General features: G+C 64.5%; 16 protein-coding genes. 10 read left to right on the plus strand and 6 right to left on the minus strand.

The window, feature by feature from the left end:
* A complete protein-coding gene (locus AC1DYC_RS08185) occupies positions 1-141 on the minus strand; it encodes a hypothetical protein (protein ID WP_477405321.1) in 141 nt (46 codons plus the stop codon).
* A gap of 295 nt (positions 142-436) precedes the next feature.
* Between AC1DYC_RS08185 and AC1DYC_RS08190 the strand changes: the two genes are divergently transcribed.
* On the plus strand, positions 437-1,111 hold the full coding sequence (locus tag AC1DYC_RS08190) for a peroxiredoxin-like family protein (protein WP_477405323.1): 675 nt from the start codon (positions 437-439) through the stop codon (positions 1,109-1,111).
* Between the two features lie 101 nt (positions 1,112-1,212).
* On the opposite strand, the gene AC1DYC_RS08195 is transcribed toward AC1DYC_RS08190, so the two are convergent.
* A complete protein-coding gene (locus AC1DYC_RS08195; RefSeq protein WP_477308313.1) occupies positions 1,213-1,506 on the minus strand; it encodes a hypothetical protein in 294 nt (97 codons plus the stop codon).
* 71 nt (positions 1,507-1,577) lie between these two features.
* Entirely contained in the window at positions 1,578-2,477 is a 900-nt protein-coding gene (locus AC1DYC_RS08200) for a LysR substrate-binding domain-containing protein (RefSeq protein WP_477405325.1), read from the minus strand.
* Positions 2,478-2,572: 95 nt separating this feature from the next.
* On the opposite strand from AC1DYC_RS08200, the gene AC1DYC_RS08205 reads away from it, so the two are divergent.
* The 5 genes from AC1DYC_RS08205 to AC1DYC_RS08225 all read left to right on the plus strand — a co-directional run bounded on the left by AC1DYC_RS08205 (position 2,573) and on the right by AC1DYC_RS08225 (position 7,412).
* Positions 2,573-3,595, plus strand: coding sequence for an agmatine deiminase family protein (locus tag AC1DYC_RS08205; protein ID WP_477405327.1), 1,023 nt, complete (start codon positions 2,573-2,575; stop codon positions 3,593-3,595).
* Positions 3,596-3,662: 67 nt separating this feature from the next.
* Complete coding sequence (locus AC1DYC_RS08210) at positions 3,663-4,703, plus strand: agmatine deiminase family protein (protein ID WP_477405329.1); 1,041 nt, start codon at positions 3,663-3,665, stop codon at positions 4,701-4,703.
* Positions 4,704-4,711: 8 nt separating this feature from the next.
* On the plus strand, positions 4,712-5,602 hold the full coding sequence (aguB, locus tag AC1DYC_RS08215) for an N-carbamoylputrescine amidase (RefSeq protein WP_477405331.1): 891 nt from the start codon (positions 4,712-4,714) through the stop codon (positions 5,600-5,602).
* A gap of 37 nt (positions 5,603-5,639) precedes the next feature.
* Positions 5,640-6,725 carry an extracellular solute-binding protein gene (locus AC1DYC_RS08220; RefSeq protein WP_477405333.1) on the plus strand — a complete coding sequence of 362 codons (1,086 nt, stop codon included), beginning with the start codon at positions 5,640-5,642 and terminating at the stop codon, positions 6,723-6,725.
* A gap of 246 nt (positions 6,726-6,971) precedes the next feature.
* The gene (locus tag AC1DYC_RS08225) at positions 6,972-7,412 is read left to right on the plus strand and encodes a hypothetical protein (RefSeq protein WP_477405335.1); all 441 of its coding nucleotides are present in this window, start codon (positions 6,972-6,974) and stop codon (positions 7,410-7,412) included.
* A gap of 24 nt (positions 7,413-7,436) precedes the next feature.
* Here AC1DYC_RS08225 and AC1DYC_RS08230 read toward each other — a convergent pair whose 3' ends face one another.
* From AC1DYC_RS08230 to AC1DYC_RS08240, 3 genes are all read right to left on the minus strand, one after another.
* A complete protein-coding gene (locus AC1DYC_RS08230) occupies positions 7,437-8,105 on the minus strand; it encodes a DUF2161 domain-containing phosphodiesterase (protein WP_477405337.1) in 669 nt (222 codons plus the stop codon).
* A gap of 62 nt (positions 8,106-8,167) precedes the next feature.
* Positions 8,168-9,409, minus strand: a complete 1,242-nt coding sequence (locus AC1DYC_RS08235; protein WP_477405339.1) for a sensor histidine kinase — start codon at positions 9,407-9,409, stop codon at positions 8,168-8,170.
* Positions 9,406-10,131: a response regulator gene (locus AC1DYC_RS08240; protein WP_477308295.1), complete on the minus strand. Its 726-nt coding sequence runs from the start codon at positions 10,129-10,131 to the stop codon at positions 9,406-9,408. Before AC1DYC_RS08240 ends, AC1DYC_RS08235 begins: the two co-directional genes overlap by 4 nt.
* 219 nt (positions 10,132-10,350) lie before the next feature.
* On the opposite strand from AC1DYC_RS08240, the gene AC1DYC_RS08245 reads away from it, so the two are divergent.
* The 4 genes from AC1DYC_RS08245 (at position 10,351) to AC1DYC_RS08260 (ending at position 16,043) form a co-directional block, all read left to right on the plus strand.
* Entirely contained in the window at positions 10,351-11,043 is a 693-nt protein-coding gene (locus AC1DYC_RS08245) for a hypothetical protein (RefSeq protein ID WP_477405341.1), read from the plus strand.
* 125 nt (positions 11,044-11,168) lie between these two features.
* Entirely contained in the window at positions 11,169-11,369 is a 201-nt protein-coding gene (locus tag AC1DYC_RS08250) for a hypothetical protein (protein ID WP_477405343.1), read from the plus strand.
* A gap of 254 nt (positions 11,370-11,623) precedes the next feature.
* On the plus strand, positions 11,624-12,901 hold the full coding sequence (locus AC1DYC_RS08255; protein WP_477405345.1) for an efflux RND transporter periplasmic adaptor subunit: 1,278 nt from the start codon (positions 11,624-11,626) through the stop codon (positions 12,899-12,901).
* Positions 12,902-12,905: 4 nt separating this feature from the next.
* Complete coding sequence (locus AC1DYC_RS08260) at positions 12,906-16,043, plus strand: efflux RND transporter permease subunit (RefSeq protein WP_477405347.1); 3,138 nt, start codon at positions 12,906-12,908, stop codon at positions 16,041-16,043.
* Positions 16,044-16,045: the final 2 nt, after the last annotated feature.

Here is a 16,045-nt window from a genome sequence, read left to right on the forward strand (position 1 = left end):
TTACCAGCGCGAACTGAGCGGTGTCCGCGTTGCGAGCTCTGCGACTTCCTGTTGCAGCTCTGCAAGCAGGTCGCGGGCAAAGCGGGAGGCAGTCTCGACGAGAATGGTGCGCACGCCATTGGACAGGAGCCGCTCCAACATTGCGGAAAAACCAGGACGCGCTGTAATCCCGTCGGCACCGCTCACCGCCGCGTCGCAATAGCCCTAGACGATCTCATAGCCGTTTGAACCGGCAAACGCCCCGATCGCCTGGCGCGCCTCTCGCTGTCTTTGTCGGCCCCAACGTTGGCGGCGGACGAGGTGCGAAGATAGGCCACTGCCCGGAAATCAATCGGAAAGTGCCGACACTAAGGTAGCGCCCCAACGTCCGCCATTTCTGTGCTATAATGCACCGCCGCGCTTCCCTTACTGGATTGACCCGCGAGGAGGATCAAGCATGTCCGACCGCGCCGACGTAGGTCCTCTGCAACCGGGCGACCGAGCGCCCAATTTCGTACTCGACGCGATTACTCGCGAGGGCAAGGTAGCTATCGACGATTTCCGCGGCGAGAAGCCAGTGCTGGTTGGGCTGTATCGAGGTCTGCATTGTCCGTTTTGCAGGCGTCATATCGCGACGGTTTCGCTGCTCACACCAGCCCTTAACGCAAAGGGCATCGAAAGCCTCACGGTGGTGAACACGCCCATCGAGCGGGCGCGCCTTTATCTCCGGTACCATCCCATGGTTGGTTTGCTTGCTGCATCCGATCCGGAGCGCGTTTCGCACCGCGCCTTTGGATTGCCCAATATGCAAATAACTGAGGGCGAGAGCGCATGGCCGCAAAAGGTCTCAGTGAACGATCTGAAGGCGATGCGGCTCAACGTGCCGGGCGAAATGCCTGAGCCGATGGATCCGTTTGCCACGCTCGAGTATCTGAACAAAAAAGACAATTACGATATTACTGAAGCGGACCAGGAAATGATGGCGACCGGCGTGGGCCAGCTCACCGGCCAGTTCCTGCTCGACCGCAACGGCGTCGTTCGCTGGACGTTCTCCGAGGTTTTCGATGGCGGCTTGGGCGCCCACCCGAACTCTGAGGCGATGATGTCGGTCGCGTCGCATATTGGTCAGTAGCGGCGCAGAGCGCTGAGCGAATGCACGGATAGCAGGTGTTATGCATGCTGTTGATCTCTGCCTTGTCAACGACAAGGCCCAGCAGGCACTGGCGGCTCCGATCAGTTCGGAACCAGTGGCGACGCCTCTTCGCACCGATAAACCCTGCACTGGCCGTCACTGGCCGGCACATACCTGGCCTTCGGCACGGCAGGAGCATCACACTCATTGCCGAATTGGCGGACATAGCGGTCATAGGTGTTTGGTCCGGTGGACAGCACAGCGGCATGCTGACTCTGGATCAGCGCCTGGGTCTGCGCGCACGTCATTTTGCGCGTGTCAGGCCGGGCGTCGGCGAAATTTGTAGCGGCAATGACGATCGCTGCCGAGCAAAACACAATCTGGCGTATGGGCATGTGGCATCCTGGCGAAAAAATCGTGCCGCCAAACTCGCACCTTGTGACCCGGTTCTGCAACCGTCGGCCTGTCACGATGCAGCGATTGAGGCCGCAGTCGCCTGCCCGCGCAACCACTCCCACGTCCCCCGCACATCGACATCCCGAAGCCGATCCGGTGTGGAAATTGCGTACCATCCGCGACCGGCGTCCAAGACCTGCTCGAATGGCTGCACGAGCGCCCCTGAAGCAAGCGCCGGCACCGCCAAAAACAGGCTGCCCAGCGCCACGCCCTGGCCGTGCTCGGCGGCGGCGAGCGCCAAGTCGCTGTCGCTGAAATTGCTGCCGTGCCAGGTGCCGTTCGGCTCCACGCCGGCGCTGCGCAGCCAGTCCGCCCAGCCGGTCGGGCGCTCGTCATGGATGAGCGGAACGCCGAGCAGGCCGGCGGGTGTGTGGAGCGTGCTCGCCAGATCCCTCGTCGCGACGGGAGACAGAAAATCCCTGGCGATCAGCAGGCTTTCGCAGCCTTCCGGAGGCGCATCGGCGTAGACGATGGCGAGGTCGAGTTCCATGGTTTCGAAATCGACAGGCGCGCCGCTGGTGTCGAGCCACGGTTCGCAGGCCGGCACCGCCGCGCGCAACGCCGGCAGGCGACTGAGCAGCCAGCGTCGGCTGAAATCGCGCGGCGCGTAGATCACGACGCTGCCGGGCTTCCGGTACGGCTCCAGCCGCCGGTACCCCTCCTCCAGCAGGTCGAGGCAGCGGCGCACGGTGCGCTGATAGTCGCGGCCGGCATCCGTCAGCCGCACTTCGCGGCCGAAGCGCATGAACAGCGGCTGGCCGATATGGCCCTCGAGCAGGCGCATCTGGTGGCTGATCGCCGACTGGGAGAGGCCAAGTTCCTCGGCGGCGCGGCTGAAGCTTTCCAGGCGCGATGCCGCTTCGAACCCCTTCAGGAACTGCGTCGGCGGAATGTGCCGGAACTTCACCACTCATGAATTCCATTCACTGAAAGCAGGAACGCTTCTCAGTTGTACGGCTGCTTTTGCCGATTAACAATGAGTTCGATACATGAATGGAGAGTTTGATGAACGCCATCGAATGGCCGGCGCAGCAGTTGAAGTTTCGCCGGCCCGCGGAGTTCGAGCCGCATGCCAAGACATGGATGGCCTGGCCGCACAGGCACGACATGTATGGCGACACGCTCCCTGCCATGCAAAAGGCCTACACTGATGTCGCCAATTCCATCGCCGAGTTCGAGCCGATCACCATGGTGGCGCATCCCGACCATGCCGATGGCGCCCGCGCCCAGCTTGGCAACGGCATCGAGGTGATCGAAATCCCGATCGACGATTGCTGGATCCGCGATTCCGGCCCGACCTTCCTGAAATTGGCCGATGGCGGCCTGGCCGGCGTCTCCTGGCGCTTCAACGCCTGGGGCCGAAAGCATGAGCCCTATGATCAGGACAATGCGCTGGCCGAGCGGCTGCTGGTACGCGAGAATGCATCCATCCTGCGCTCCTTCCTGCATTGCGAGGGAGGCTCGCTGACGACCGACGGTCAAGGCACGCTGATCGCCACCGAAACCAGCCTGCTCCACTCCAACCGCAATCCCGGTATCTCGAAGGCCTGGGTGGAGAAGGAATTGTTGCGCCTGCTCGGCCTGGAAAAGGTGGTGTGGCTTCCCGGCGATCCGCTGGATCTTGAGACCGACGGCCATGTCGATGGCATGTGCTGTTTCGTCAAGCCCGGCGTGGTGATGTTCGAATTCAATCCCGATCCGTCCGACCTGCACGGCCGCATCCTTGCCGACAATCTTGCCGCCCTTGCCGGCCAGACCGACGCGCGCGGCCGCAGTTTCGAAGTCATCCCCATCCCCGAGGCCTATGATGTCGAGGCGACCAGCGCCGTCTTCGCCCGCTCCTACATCAATTTCGCACTCGCCAATGGCGGCGTCGTTATGCCGGATTTCGGGCGCCCCTCGGGCGTAGAAGCCGTGGCAGCAGTGGCCCGCGCCTTCCCGGACCGCCGCATCGTTACCGTCGATGTCGGCGCCGTCGTGCCGGCGGGCGGTGCCATCCACTGCATCACCCAGGAACAACCGCTGTAGCGGGCCGGCAATGAGGACATCATGGACACGACGTCACGCCATTATTGCCACAGCGGGGTTGGCGCTCATGCCTGAGATTGCGATCAAGGCTGCCAGGGCCGAAGACTGGATGGCCACCGCGCCGTCCGAGAGCGAGCCGCATGCCAGGACCTGGATGGCCTGGCCGAGCACGCCGGCGGTTTATGGCGGAGCTGGCGCCTATTATGAAAGCGTGCAGGAAACACTGGGCCGGCTGGCCGCGGCGATCGCCGAGAACGAGCCTGTGGCCATGGCCGCTGCAGCATCCGAACATGAGCTGGCGGCAAGGCTGTGCGGTCCAAAGGTCGAACTCGTCGATATCGAGACCGACGACATGTGGATGCGCGATTCCGGCCCGGTGTTCGTGCGTGCCGAGGATGGCACTATTGCCGCCGTGGACTTCCGCTTCAACGGCTGGGGTGACAAGCAGGCGCATGCCAGCGATGCCGGAATCGTCGGCAAGGTTGCTGAGCATCTCGGCGTGATCCGCCATATTGCCGCGATCCGCGGCGAAGGCGGCGGCATAGAATATGACGGCGACGGAACCTTGCTTTTGGCCGAAAGCTGCTGGGTCAACGACAACCGCAATCCAGGTGTCTCCCGCACCGATATCGAACGGCATCTGAGGAGCATACTCGATGTCGAGACGGTGATTTGGATCCCGGGCGTGCGCGGCCTCGACATCACCGATGGCCACATCGACGGCTCGCTGCGCTTCGTCAAACCGGGCCTGCTCGTCGCCAGCAGTGTGGCCGGCGACACCTCCGAATGGGGCCGCTCCCACGCCGAAGCGCTAGCCATCCTGGCCAAATCCAGGGACGCGCGCGGGCGCAGCTTCGAGGTGGTTTCCATCCCTGCCGCCACCGACGTGCGCTCAACCAGCGACGATTTCCTGACCAGCTACGCCAACTACTACATCGGCAACGGCGCGCTCTACACGCCGCAATTCGGCGACAGCAAGGCCGATGCTTTTGCCAGGGAAACACTTGGCCGGCTGCACCCGGACCGCCGCATCGTCCAGCTCGACATGGACCGCATCTACGAAAATGGCGGCGGCATCCATTGCGTCACCCAACAGCAGCCCTTGTGAGGTGAACCATGCGCCAGTTGATCGCCGCCGCAGTCCAGATCGCCTGCACCGATGAGGTCGAGAGCAACCTCGACAGGCTGGAGCGTCATGTCCGCGAAGCCGCACGGCGCGGCGCCGGGCTCGTCGTGCTGCAGGAGTTGTTCGAAGGCGTCTATTTCTGCATGGACGAGGATATCAGGCACAATGTCCGTGCCCTCCCCCTCGATGGCCACAAGACCATCGCCCGGATGGCGGCGCTGGCGCGTGAAACCGGTGTCGTCCTGCCGGTTTCGCTGTTCGAGCGCGACGGGTCGCGACTGTACAACACGCTGATCATGATCGACGCCGACGGCAAGGTGCTTGGCCACTACCGCAAGAGCCATATTCCGAACAGTCCGGGCTATTCCGAAAAGCTTTACTTCGCCGATGGCGACACCGGCTTCCGCGTCTTCGAAACCGCCGCCGGCAAGATCGGCGCCGGCATCTGCTGGGACCAGTGGTTTCCCGAGGCAGCCCGCGCCATGGTGCTGATGGGCGCCGAGGTGCTGATCTACCCGACGGCCATCGGCTCGGAGCCATCCTGGCGCGGCTGGGATTCCCGCGACCATTGGCAGCGCGTCATGCAGGGTCATGCCGGCGCCAATTTGACCCCGGTCATCGCCGCCAACCGGGTCGGCGTCGAGACCGGTGAAGCCAACGAGATCGTCTTCTACGGCTCGTCCTTCATCGCCGATCACACCGGCGCCAAGCTCGCGGAAGCCGACCGCGTCGCCGACAGCGTGATCACGGCGGCACTCGACCTCGACGAGATCGCGCAGGCAAGGCGCAGCTGGGGCGTGTTCCGCGACCGGCGCCCCGATCTCTACGGCGTGCTGCTGGAGCCGACGCCGGAACGCCTGCTTGCCAGAAATGCAGCCTGACTGAACGGCCCGCTCGGGCCACCCAAGGGAGGACATGATGAAACATTGGCTCGCGCTTGCCGCGGCATGCCTTTTTGCGACCTCGGCCCAGGCCGAGGAAAAGATCCTGCATCTCTATTCCTGGGAGTCCTATTTCGGGCCCGGCACCATCGAAAAGTTCGAGGCCGAGAGCGGGATCAAGGTCACCTACGACATGTTCGATTCCAACGACATCGTCGAAACCAAGCTGCTCACTGGCGGTTCGGGCTACGACCTCGTCACCATCAACCTCGCGCCGCATCTGCAACGCGAATTGCCGGTCGGCGTCTGGTCGGCGCTGGACAAGAGCCGCCTTTCCAATCTCGGCAATATCGACCCGGCCGTCGGCGCTCGCCTCGACGAGGTCGACAAGGGCGGCGCGCATGGCGTGCCGTGGATGTGGGGAACGACCGGCGTCGGCTACAACATCGAAAAAATCCACGCGATCATGCCCGATGCACCGGTCGACTCGCTGCGCATGCTTTTCGACCCGGAAATCGCCGCCAAATTCGCTCCGTGCGGCATCACCATGCTCGACGACGCCGAGCAGGTGCTCGGCCTGGCGCTGATCTATCTCGGGCTGGACCCGGACACCACCAACCCCGACGAATTGCAGAAGGCGGTGGACGTGGTCGCGAAGGTCCGCCCCTACGTCAGGAAATTCCACAGCTCCAGCTACATCAACGACCTCGCCGAAGGCGATGCCTGCCTGTCGCTCGGCTTCTCCGGCGACATGCACATAGCCGACATCAGGGCCAAGGAGGCGAAGCGGCCGTTCACCATCACCTATCGCCTGTCGAAGGAAGGCAATCTGGTGTGGGCCGACATATTGGCGATCCCGAGCGACGCCCCGCATCCGGAAGGCGCGCTCGCCTTCATCGATTTTGTCTTGAGTCCTGAGATTGCCGCCTCCGCCGCCACGGATACCGGCTTCTCGACCGCGAACAAGGCGGCGCTCCCGCTGCTCGACGAGACATTGCGCGCCGACCCCAATCTCTATCCTTCTGAAGAAGCCCAGAAGCGCCTGCATCTGCCAAAGGCCCTCGACCAGAAGTCGCTCAGGATGTGGTCCAAAGCCTGGGACCGCGCCAAGGGGCTGGAATAGGAAACGACGAACAAGCATTCCTCCCGAGATGCATCCGCCCTAAGTTTGGCAACGCCGTCTTTACCGGCCAGGGTCCAGCCGTCATTGTGCCTTCATCGATGACGGCGGATTGTGGCGGGCGCCACGGGTGGGATCGGCAGGATGCTGGCTTGGGAGACATCGCAGGCGGACCGGCGGCAGACGCAGAGCGGCGGCTGGAATGGTCTGCAAGCCTGCTTTGCTCTCCTCGCCTTGGCGGTCGTATTGATGCAGCGGGCAGAAGCCGGCGAGAAAATCTCGCATGTGCTTGATCACACCAGCATGGCCCCCGCCTATGCCGGCGGATCGGATCTCATCACCGCCTATACGACGGGGATGGCGCGCAGCCGGCTGAACCTTGCGGGACGCGCCAGCCAGACCGGCCTGGCAGTCCCGCTCGAGCCATGGTCCTTGCGAGCGGAATTCCGGGCGCGGACATGGCGCGCGGCGGACGGCAGCCTGCTGCAGGGTTTTGCAGGCACTGGCGGCTTCCGGGTGACCGTCGGAAATTGCCTTGCCCGCTTTTGCGCCGCCAGCGAATGCAGCGATGTCGGTTGGCCGCTCTACAGCTGCAGCGACGGCCGCAAACGAAAGATGTCGGCCACCGACTTTGTGACGGCAAGTTTCGATGGCGTCTCCTACCGGCGGTTGAGCGCCGCCAAGGAGTAACGCCGCAGGCACTGCGAAAAATCCTCACCCCTGGTCGTGCGCAACCTGCGGCCAGCGCTGCAAGGCGGCATGGCCACCTTCGGTCAGCGCATAGACCCCACGCTCGGCCCGAGCGAACCAGCCATAGACATTGTCCAGAAGGATGCTGGCCGCCCGTGGCGAAATCGCCTTCAGATCGCGCGGGCGCTTCGGGCCGTCGGTCATGGCGGCGGCGCAGGCCAGCGCATCCTGCCGGTAAGCGGTCATAACAGGCGCGCGCGATCCGCCGCCGACCACCGGATCGCCGCGCCGGCGCCGGTGTTCTTCCATCAGCCGCGATCGGCGCTTCGGGTCGCGGCGCGGCGGCAAGGCCGCCGGGCTGAGCAGCAGTTCGACCTCGCCCTTGGCGCTGACGGCCAACAGCCCGAACCCGAGCCGCCGGCAAAGCGCGCGAAAACGGCGATCGTGCTCGCGGCCCTTGCCGCGCGCCGACATCCGCGCCGCCAGCCACACCTCGTCGCAAGCCGCGGCGCGATCGACGCCTTGCAGGACCAGTTCGAGATTGAACTGCAGTTTCAGTTCGCAGATGACCACCACCGGTGGCTCGCCGTCGCGCAGCGCCACGATATCGCAATTGCCGATTTCACCCTTGACCGTGAATTCCAGGCTCTCGAGAAACCGCTTCACCGCGACGTAGAGAGACGTTTCCTGCATGGCGCAGGCATAGCCGATTCGAGCCCTGACGGCATCGGGATCGCCGAAAGGCCGATCTCGCGCTAAACCGCCTCGAACGCCACCGTCTGCAAAAGCCCGCCGCCAGGCAGGTTTTCCAGCGTGATGGTTCCACCATAGCGTTCGACGATTTCCTTGGCGATGGCCAAGCCAAGACCGGCCCCGGGGATGGATTGCCAGCGGGCGGGATTGACGCGGAAGAATGGCTCGAACGCCTTGTTCAGCAGCTCCGATGGAATGCCGGGGCCATGATCGGCGATTGCCAGGACGGCGCGGCCGTCGGCAGCGGCGAGCGAGACGCTGCAACCTTTGCCATGCGTGGCGGCGTTGACGATCAGATTGCGCAAGGCGCGGCGCAGGCCCAGCGCCCCTGCCCGAACCGAGACCTTGTCGAGGCGGTCGGCCGAAACCTGATGCCCCAGCGATCGCATCTCGGCCGCAATGTCACGCACCAGCCGTTCCAGATCGACCGGTTCGACCGCGTCCTGGTTGACCTCCTCGCGCACCAGCCGGATGGCGCTGTCGGCGATGCGGTCGAGTTCGTCGAGGTCGTGCAGCCATTTTTCGCGGTCGTCGTCGAGGAATTCGGCGCGCAGCCGCATGCGCGTCATCGGCGTTCTGAGATCATGGCCGGCGGCGGCGACCAGCCGCATGCGGCTTTCCATCGCGGTCTTCAGTCGGGCTGAAAGCTGGTTCAGCGCATGCGCGGTCGCCTTGACCTCGGCCGAGCCCACTTCCGGCACCGACGCCAGCACGCCGTCCGAGCCGATCTTGGAGACAGCGGCCTCCAGCATTTCCAACGGCCGGATCAACACCGAGGTGAAATAGACGGACACCGCCGTGGCGCCGGCGACGATCAGCGAGATCCAGCCTGCCAGAACCAGCCATTCACGCCTTGGCGGCTTGACGTGCGGCACCTCCATGATCGCCCAGCGGCCGTCGGGCAACTGCACCGATGCGAGCTGGCCGGGTTCGTCCGCCTTCTCGCTGACGATAGCCCGGAGATCGAACCCCCGGCGGCGCAGTATGTCGTTGAGCATCGCCGTTTCGGCACGGGCGACCTTGCCGCCGGCCGGATGATCGGTGAGCTGCACGTTCAGCACGTCAGGGACGGGACCCGGCTGCAGCCGCGCCACGAGTTCCATCTGCTGCGCAATCCAGGGCACGGTCAGTTCCGGCGGCGGCCCGCCGCCGCGCACGCTGATCACGGCGGCGGTGGCCAGGCCGACCACGCCGACGATCGAAGCAACCAGCAACAGAATGAGCCGCCGGCGCAGCGAGTTCATATCTCGGCCTCCACGGCCTCGACGCGCGCGGTCAACTGGTAGCCGCCATTGCGCACCGTCTTGAACAGCGGACCGTCGCCCGTGTCGCCAAACTTGCGACGCAGCCGGCTCATCAGCACGTCGACGGAACGATCAAGAGGTTCGCGCTCGCGCCCTTGTGTGAGGTCGAGCAACTGGTCGCGCGACAACAGCCGGCCGGGCCGGTCGAGAAACACCTGCAGCAGGTCGAATTCGGCGCCGGTGAGATCGACAAGGGCACCTTCTGCGTCGGTCACTTTGCGGATGTCCGGCTCCAGCGTGTAGCTGGCGAAGCGGTAGATGCGCGCACGGGGTGCGGCAAACTCCTCTGGTGCGGCGCGCCGCAGCACGGCACGGATGCGGGCGGAGAGCTCGCGCGGGTTGAACGGCTTGCCGATATAATCGTCGGCGCCGAGTTCCAGGCCGATGATGCGGTCGACATCCTCCTTCAGCGCCGTCAGCAGGATGATCGGGATATGCGGTTTGCGGTCGCGCAACCCCCGGCAGATATCGAGTCCGGAGCCATCGGGCAGCATGACGTCGAGCACGAGCAGGTCGAATTGGCCGGCGCCGAGCTTCTGTTCGCATTCGCGCCGGTCCGCCGCCATCGACACGCGGAACCCCTGGCCGTCGAGATAGCGCCCGAGCAGCGTCCTGATCTCGCGGTCGTCGTCGACGACAAGTATGTGGGGTTGCGATTGCATTGCCTGCGATGTGCCCTTTGCCGATTTACCGCGCCGATTATAGGCAAGCCGCCGGCGCACAGCAGATAAAATTGCAACCGAATGTTGCCGGCAATCCGGCAGAAACATTCCGAAACAAATCTCCCTTTGCTGGAAACCTTCGGCAACACACCGAAGCAAAGCGGAAAAAGAGGCCCCCTATCCTGCTGCCATCCGATGCATGTGGGAAAGGATTACGTCATGCAAAGCAGACTTCTGGCGCTCGGCCTGTTCTCGGCGGTCGCCATTCATCCCGCCCTCGCGCAGCAGGCCGGCCCCGTGCCCGGCGAGCAGCCGCAAATCCTGGCGCTGCAGGACGACCCGGACCAAGGTACCCCGGATCAAGGCTCTCCGGATCAAGGTCCCTGGCCGCACCGGCCGGCATGGCATGGTCCGGAAGGCTTCGGCCCGCATCGCATCGGCCCGCCGCCACAATTTGTGCTCGCGGCCCGGCTCGCTACGCTCGAGACCCGCATCGGGGTGCGCAGCGAACAGCTCGACGCCTGGCGCGACTATACCAGCGCGCTGCAGGCGGTGCTGGCGCCGCCCGGTCCGGATCATGGCCCCGGTGGTTCCGGCAATCGTGGTCCTGGAGCCGCGGATGGCTCCGGCGGCAAGGCGGATCAAGGTCCCCGCGACCCCTTCGCCTTCCAGGAAAGGCTGGCCGACGATGTTACCGAGCGCGCGGTCGCAGCCACCAAATTGAAGGACGCCATTTCAGTGCTTCGCACCAAACTGACGCCCGAACAGCTTGAAATCCTTGCCTCGGCGGAACCCCACGAACCACCCCCCGGTCCCTGGGGACATCCGCCGCACGCAGCCGGCCCCGGAGGTCTGCCTGGCCATGACAGACACGCTCCCGATGCCCTACCCCGGACTGATGAGCAACTCTGACCGGCTGCGCCGGCCGGCCCGCTGACACCCGTTCTCGGGCCGGCCGGTTTGTTTTCCCCAAATGGGCGGCCGGCTCGTCCCGGCCGCCATCAAGCAACGAAAGCACGACAATGTGGGAAGCCCTGATGATGCTGCGGCTGATCGCAGCCTTTGGCCCAGTCGGCGGATCGCTCGGTTCGACCGGCCATGACGCTAGGACCATGCAGCCGGCCCTGCCGGCGGATACGCTCAAGGGTGCGATCCGGCTAAGCTTTGCCGCATGGCGCCTGTCGCTGCCGTTTTCGCCCCAGTCGAGCGCCGTCCTTGATGACAAGAAAATTGCTTAGTGGCCGCTCGTTGCCGATCACGGCAAAGCGCTTGGCGAAACGCTGTCTATTGGCCTATGGATGGTGCTGGGCATCGCGGCCAAAGACTTCATTCTGCCAAAGACTTCATTGTGCTTGTGAATACGACCTGGCCGCCGAGAAGGAGCGCGAGATGAGCCGCTTCGGGGCATTGCTCGACGCCACGCGCAAGCGGGCGCGGCCGATTGCAATAACCTTCCGATTGCCATGACCTTCGACCGCAACCCCAGCGAAAGATGATCGACGCCATGCCGTTCCCGTCCAGCCAGTCCTATCTGCCGTCGCGCCGGTCCGCATCCTGGGCCGCGCTTTGCGCCGCACTCCTTCTCGCGGCCTGCTCGCAGGAGGGAGCAAAGGCTCCGGCAGGCATGGGCGCTGCCGGTCGGCCCGAAGTCGGTGTCGTCACGCTGCATCCGCAGTCGGTGGCCATCACCGCCGAACTGTCTGGGCGCACCAGCGCGTCGCTGACCGCCGATGTCCGCCCGCAGGTGAACGGCATCATTCAGGCCCGGCTTTTCCAGGAAGGCAGCGAGGTCGTGGTCGGCCAACCGCTCTATCTCATCAACCCCGCGAGCTACCAGGCAGCCCTGGATAGCGCAAAGGCAGCCCAGCAAAAGGCCGAAGCGGCGGTGCCTACCGCACAGTCCAAGTTCGACCGCTACGCCGGCCTGCTGGCGCAAAAGGTTGTCTCGCAGCAGGATTACGACGACGCTGCCGCGACGCTGGCACAGGCGCAGGCGGATGTGGCGTCGGCCAAGGCGAGCGTGGAAACCGCCCGCATCAATCTCGACTACACCAAGATCACCGCGCCGATCGCCGGCCGCATCGACAAGTCGTCGCTGACGCCGGGCGCCCTGGTCACTGCCAACCAGGACACGGTGCTTACCACCATCCGCGCGCTCGATCCGATCAATGTCGATGTCACGCAGTCGAGCACCAACCTGCTCAATTTGCGCCAAGCGATCAATGAAGGCCGGCTGAAGTTCAGCGGCCCCAATGTCTCGGTCAAGCTGAAGCTCGACAACGGTACCGTCTATACGCAGACCGGCAAGATGGAATTCGCCAGCGCCAACGTCGACCAGTCCACCGGCACCTTCGCTCTTAGAGCGCAGTTTCCCAACCCGGATCGCCTGTTGTTGCCGGGCATGTATGTGCGCGCGCTCATCGAAGAAGGCGTCGCCCAGAACAGTTTCCTGGTGCCGCAGCGCGCCGTCAGCCGCAACACCAAGGGTGAAGCGACAGCCATGGTCATCAACGCCGCCGGCAAGGTTGAGCAGCGCGTGCTCGCCGTGCGCAACAGCGTTGGCAACAGCTGGCTGGTGGATTCGGGCGTTGGCGACGGCGACCGCGTCATCGTCGAGGGCTTGCAACTCGTGCGCCCAGGTGGCGACGCGACCGGTGTCGAGGTGACGATCGACGAGGCGACCGGCGAGGTCAAGGACCGCGCACAGACCTCATCGGCCGTGCCTGCCACCTCTGAGGTGGCCGCCAACGCCCCGAAGACCGGGAACTGAGCCGATGTCCGCATTCTTCATCAACCGGCCGATCTTCGCCTGGGTGATCGCCATCGTGATCATGTTGGGCGGCCTGCTCGCCCTCACCACGCTGCCGATCTCGCAATACCCGCAGATCGCGCCGACCACGGTCAACATCAGCGCCACCTATCCCGGCGCTGACGCCCAGACGGTGGAAAACTCGGTGACCAAGGTCATCGAGCAAGGCATGACCGGCATCGACAATCTCGACTACATGACGGCGACGTCGACCTCGACGGGTGCGGCCTCGATCACACTGACCTTCACCACCGCCGCCGATCCAGATACCGCGCAGGTGCAGACCCAGAACAAGCTGCAGCTGGTGCAGTCGCAGCTGCCGCAGGTGGTGCAGAGCAACGGCATCACCGTCTCCAAATCCTCGACCGGCTTCCTGATGGTCATCGGCTTCGTCTCCAGTGACGGCAAGATGAACTCGACCGACCTCGCCGACTATGTCGACTCGACCATCAATGACACGCTGAAGCGCGTCGCGGGTGTCGGCTCGACGCAGCTTTTCGGGTCCGGCTACGCCATGCGCATCTGGCTCGACCCCGACCGGCTCGCCAAATATGCCTTGATGCCGAGCGACGTGGCCGCCGCAATCGAGGCGCAGAACACGCAGGTGTCGGCCGGCCAGCTCGGCGGCCTGCCGCAACGCAAGGGCCAGCAGCTCAATGCAACGGTAACCGCCAAGAGCCGGCTGCAGACCGCCGAACAGTTCCGCAACATCATCCTGAAGAGCCAGACCGACGGCTCGCTGGTCCGCCTCAACGATGTCGCCACCGTCGCGCTCGGCGCCGAAAGCTATACGACGCAGGCCAATTACAACGGCAAGCCGGCGGCCGGTGTCGCCATCAATCTGGCGACCGGCGCCAACGCCATCAGCACGGCGGAAGCGGTGCGTTCGACGATCAACCGGCTGAGTTCGACCTTCCCGCAAGGCGTCGAGGTCGTCTACCCCTACGACACCTCGCCCTTCGTGCGGCTGTCGATCGAGGAGGTGGTCAAGACGCTGCTCGAAGCCATCGTGCTCGTCTTCCTGGTGATGTTCGTCTTTCTGCAGAACTTGCGCGCCACCATCATCCCGACCATCGCCGTGCCGGTGGTGTTGCTCGGCACATTCGGCGTGCTCTCCTTCTTCGGCTATTCGATCAACACGCTGACCATGTTCGCCATGGTGCTCGCCATCGGCCTGCTCGTCGACGACGCCATCGTCGTGGTCGAGAATGTCGAGCGCGTCATGCAGGAAGAAGACCTGTCGCCGAAAGAGGCGACGCGCAAATCGATGAACGAGATCACCGGGGCGCTGGTCGGCATCGCCACAGTGCTGTCGGCGGTGTTCGTGCCGATGGCTTTTTTCGGCGGCTCGACCGGCATCATCTACCGGCAGTTCTCGGTGACCATCGTCTCGGCGATGGTGCTATCGGTGCTGGTCGCACTGGTGCTGACGCCGGCGCTGTGCGCCACCATCCTGCGCCGGCCCAAGGACCACGCGACGCAGACCGGTCCGTTCGGCTGGTTCAACCGCGTCTTCGACCGCGGCACGACGGCCTATCGCGACGGCTCGCACGGCATCATCAACCGGTCCTGGCGTTTCCTCGCCGTGTTCCTGGCCATCGTCATCGCCATGGGCTGGATGTTTGCCCGGCTACCGAGTTCCTTCCTGCCGGAAGAGGACCAGGGCATCCTGATCACCAGCGTGTCGCTGCCGGTCGGCGCCACACAGGACCGCACGGAGCGCGTGCTGAAGCAAGTCACCGACCACTATCTCAACGATGAAAAGGACGCCGTCGCAGGGGTGTTCACTGCCTCCGGCTTCGGCTTCGGCGGCGCCGGCCAGAATGTCGGCATCGCTTTCGTGCCGCTGAAGGCGTTCAGCCAGCGCAAATCGCCGGCCTTGGCGGCGCAAGCGGTCGCCGGCCGCGCCATGGGCGCCTTCCGCAAGATCAGGGACGCGCAGGTGTTTGCGCTGGCTCCGCCCGCCATCCAGGGTTTCGGCAACACCAACGGCTTCGACTTCTACCTGCAGGACGTCAACGGCGCCGGCCATGACGCGCTGATCCAGACCCGCAACCAGCTGCTGGGTCTTGCCGCGCAGAGCAAGGTGCTCACCGCCACAAGGCCCAACGGCCAGGAGGACCAACCGCAATTCTCGGTCGACATCGACCAGGAGAAAGCCAGCGCGCTCGGCGTCAACCTCGCCGATATCAACAACACGCTGTCGGCCGCCTGGGGCAGCGACTACGTCAATGACTTCATCGATCGCGGACGGGTGAAGCCGGTCTATTTGCAGTCGGACCCGAATTTCCGCATGCAGCCGGAGGATCTGGACAAATGGCAGGTCCGCAACTCAGCCGGCACAATGGTGCCGTTCTCCTCCTTCGCCTCCAGCCACTGGACATTCGGCTCGCCGCGGCTTGAACGCTACAATGGTTCGGCCGCGGTCGAGATCCAGGGCGCCGCGGCCGCCGGCATCAGCTCGGGCGCGGCGATGGACGAGATCGACAAACTCGTGGCGCAGCTGCCCCCCGGCTACTCCCATGAATGGACCGGGCTGTCGCACCAGGAACGGCTTTCCGGCAACCAGGCGCTGTCGCTCTACGCAATCTCGGCACTGGTCGTGTTCCTGTGCCTGGCAGCACTCTATGAAAGCTGGTCGATCCCGTTCGCGGTCATGCTGTCGGTGCCGATCGGCATCTTCGGCGCATTGCTCGCCGCCAGCCTGTTCGGCCAGACCAACGACGTCTATTTCAAGGTCGGCCTGCTGACCACGATCGGCCTCGCCGCCAAGAACGCGATCCTCATTGTCGAGTTCGCCATCGAGCGGCAGACCGCCGGAATGGGTCTGGTCGAGGCGACGCTGGAGGCAGCGCGACAACGATTGCGGCCGATCCTGATGACGTCGCTGGCCTTCATCCTCGGCGTCACGCCGCTTGCGATCGCCAACGGCGCCGGCTCGGGCGCGCAGAACTCCGTCGGCATCGGCGTCATGGGCGGCATGATAGCGGCGACGGTGATCGGCGTATTCCTGGTGCCGCTGCTGTTCGTCACAGTGCGGCGCATCTTCAAGGGCGGGGCGGCTAAACAGGGCGAAGCACCAGCAGCAGCCAACCAGCAATAAGG

Source organism: Mesorhizobium sp. P2_E7, from assembly GCF_056403855.1.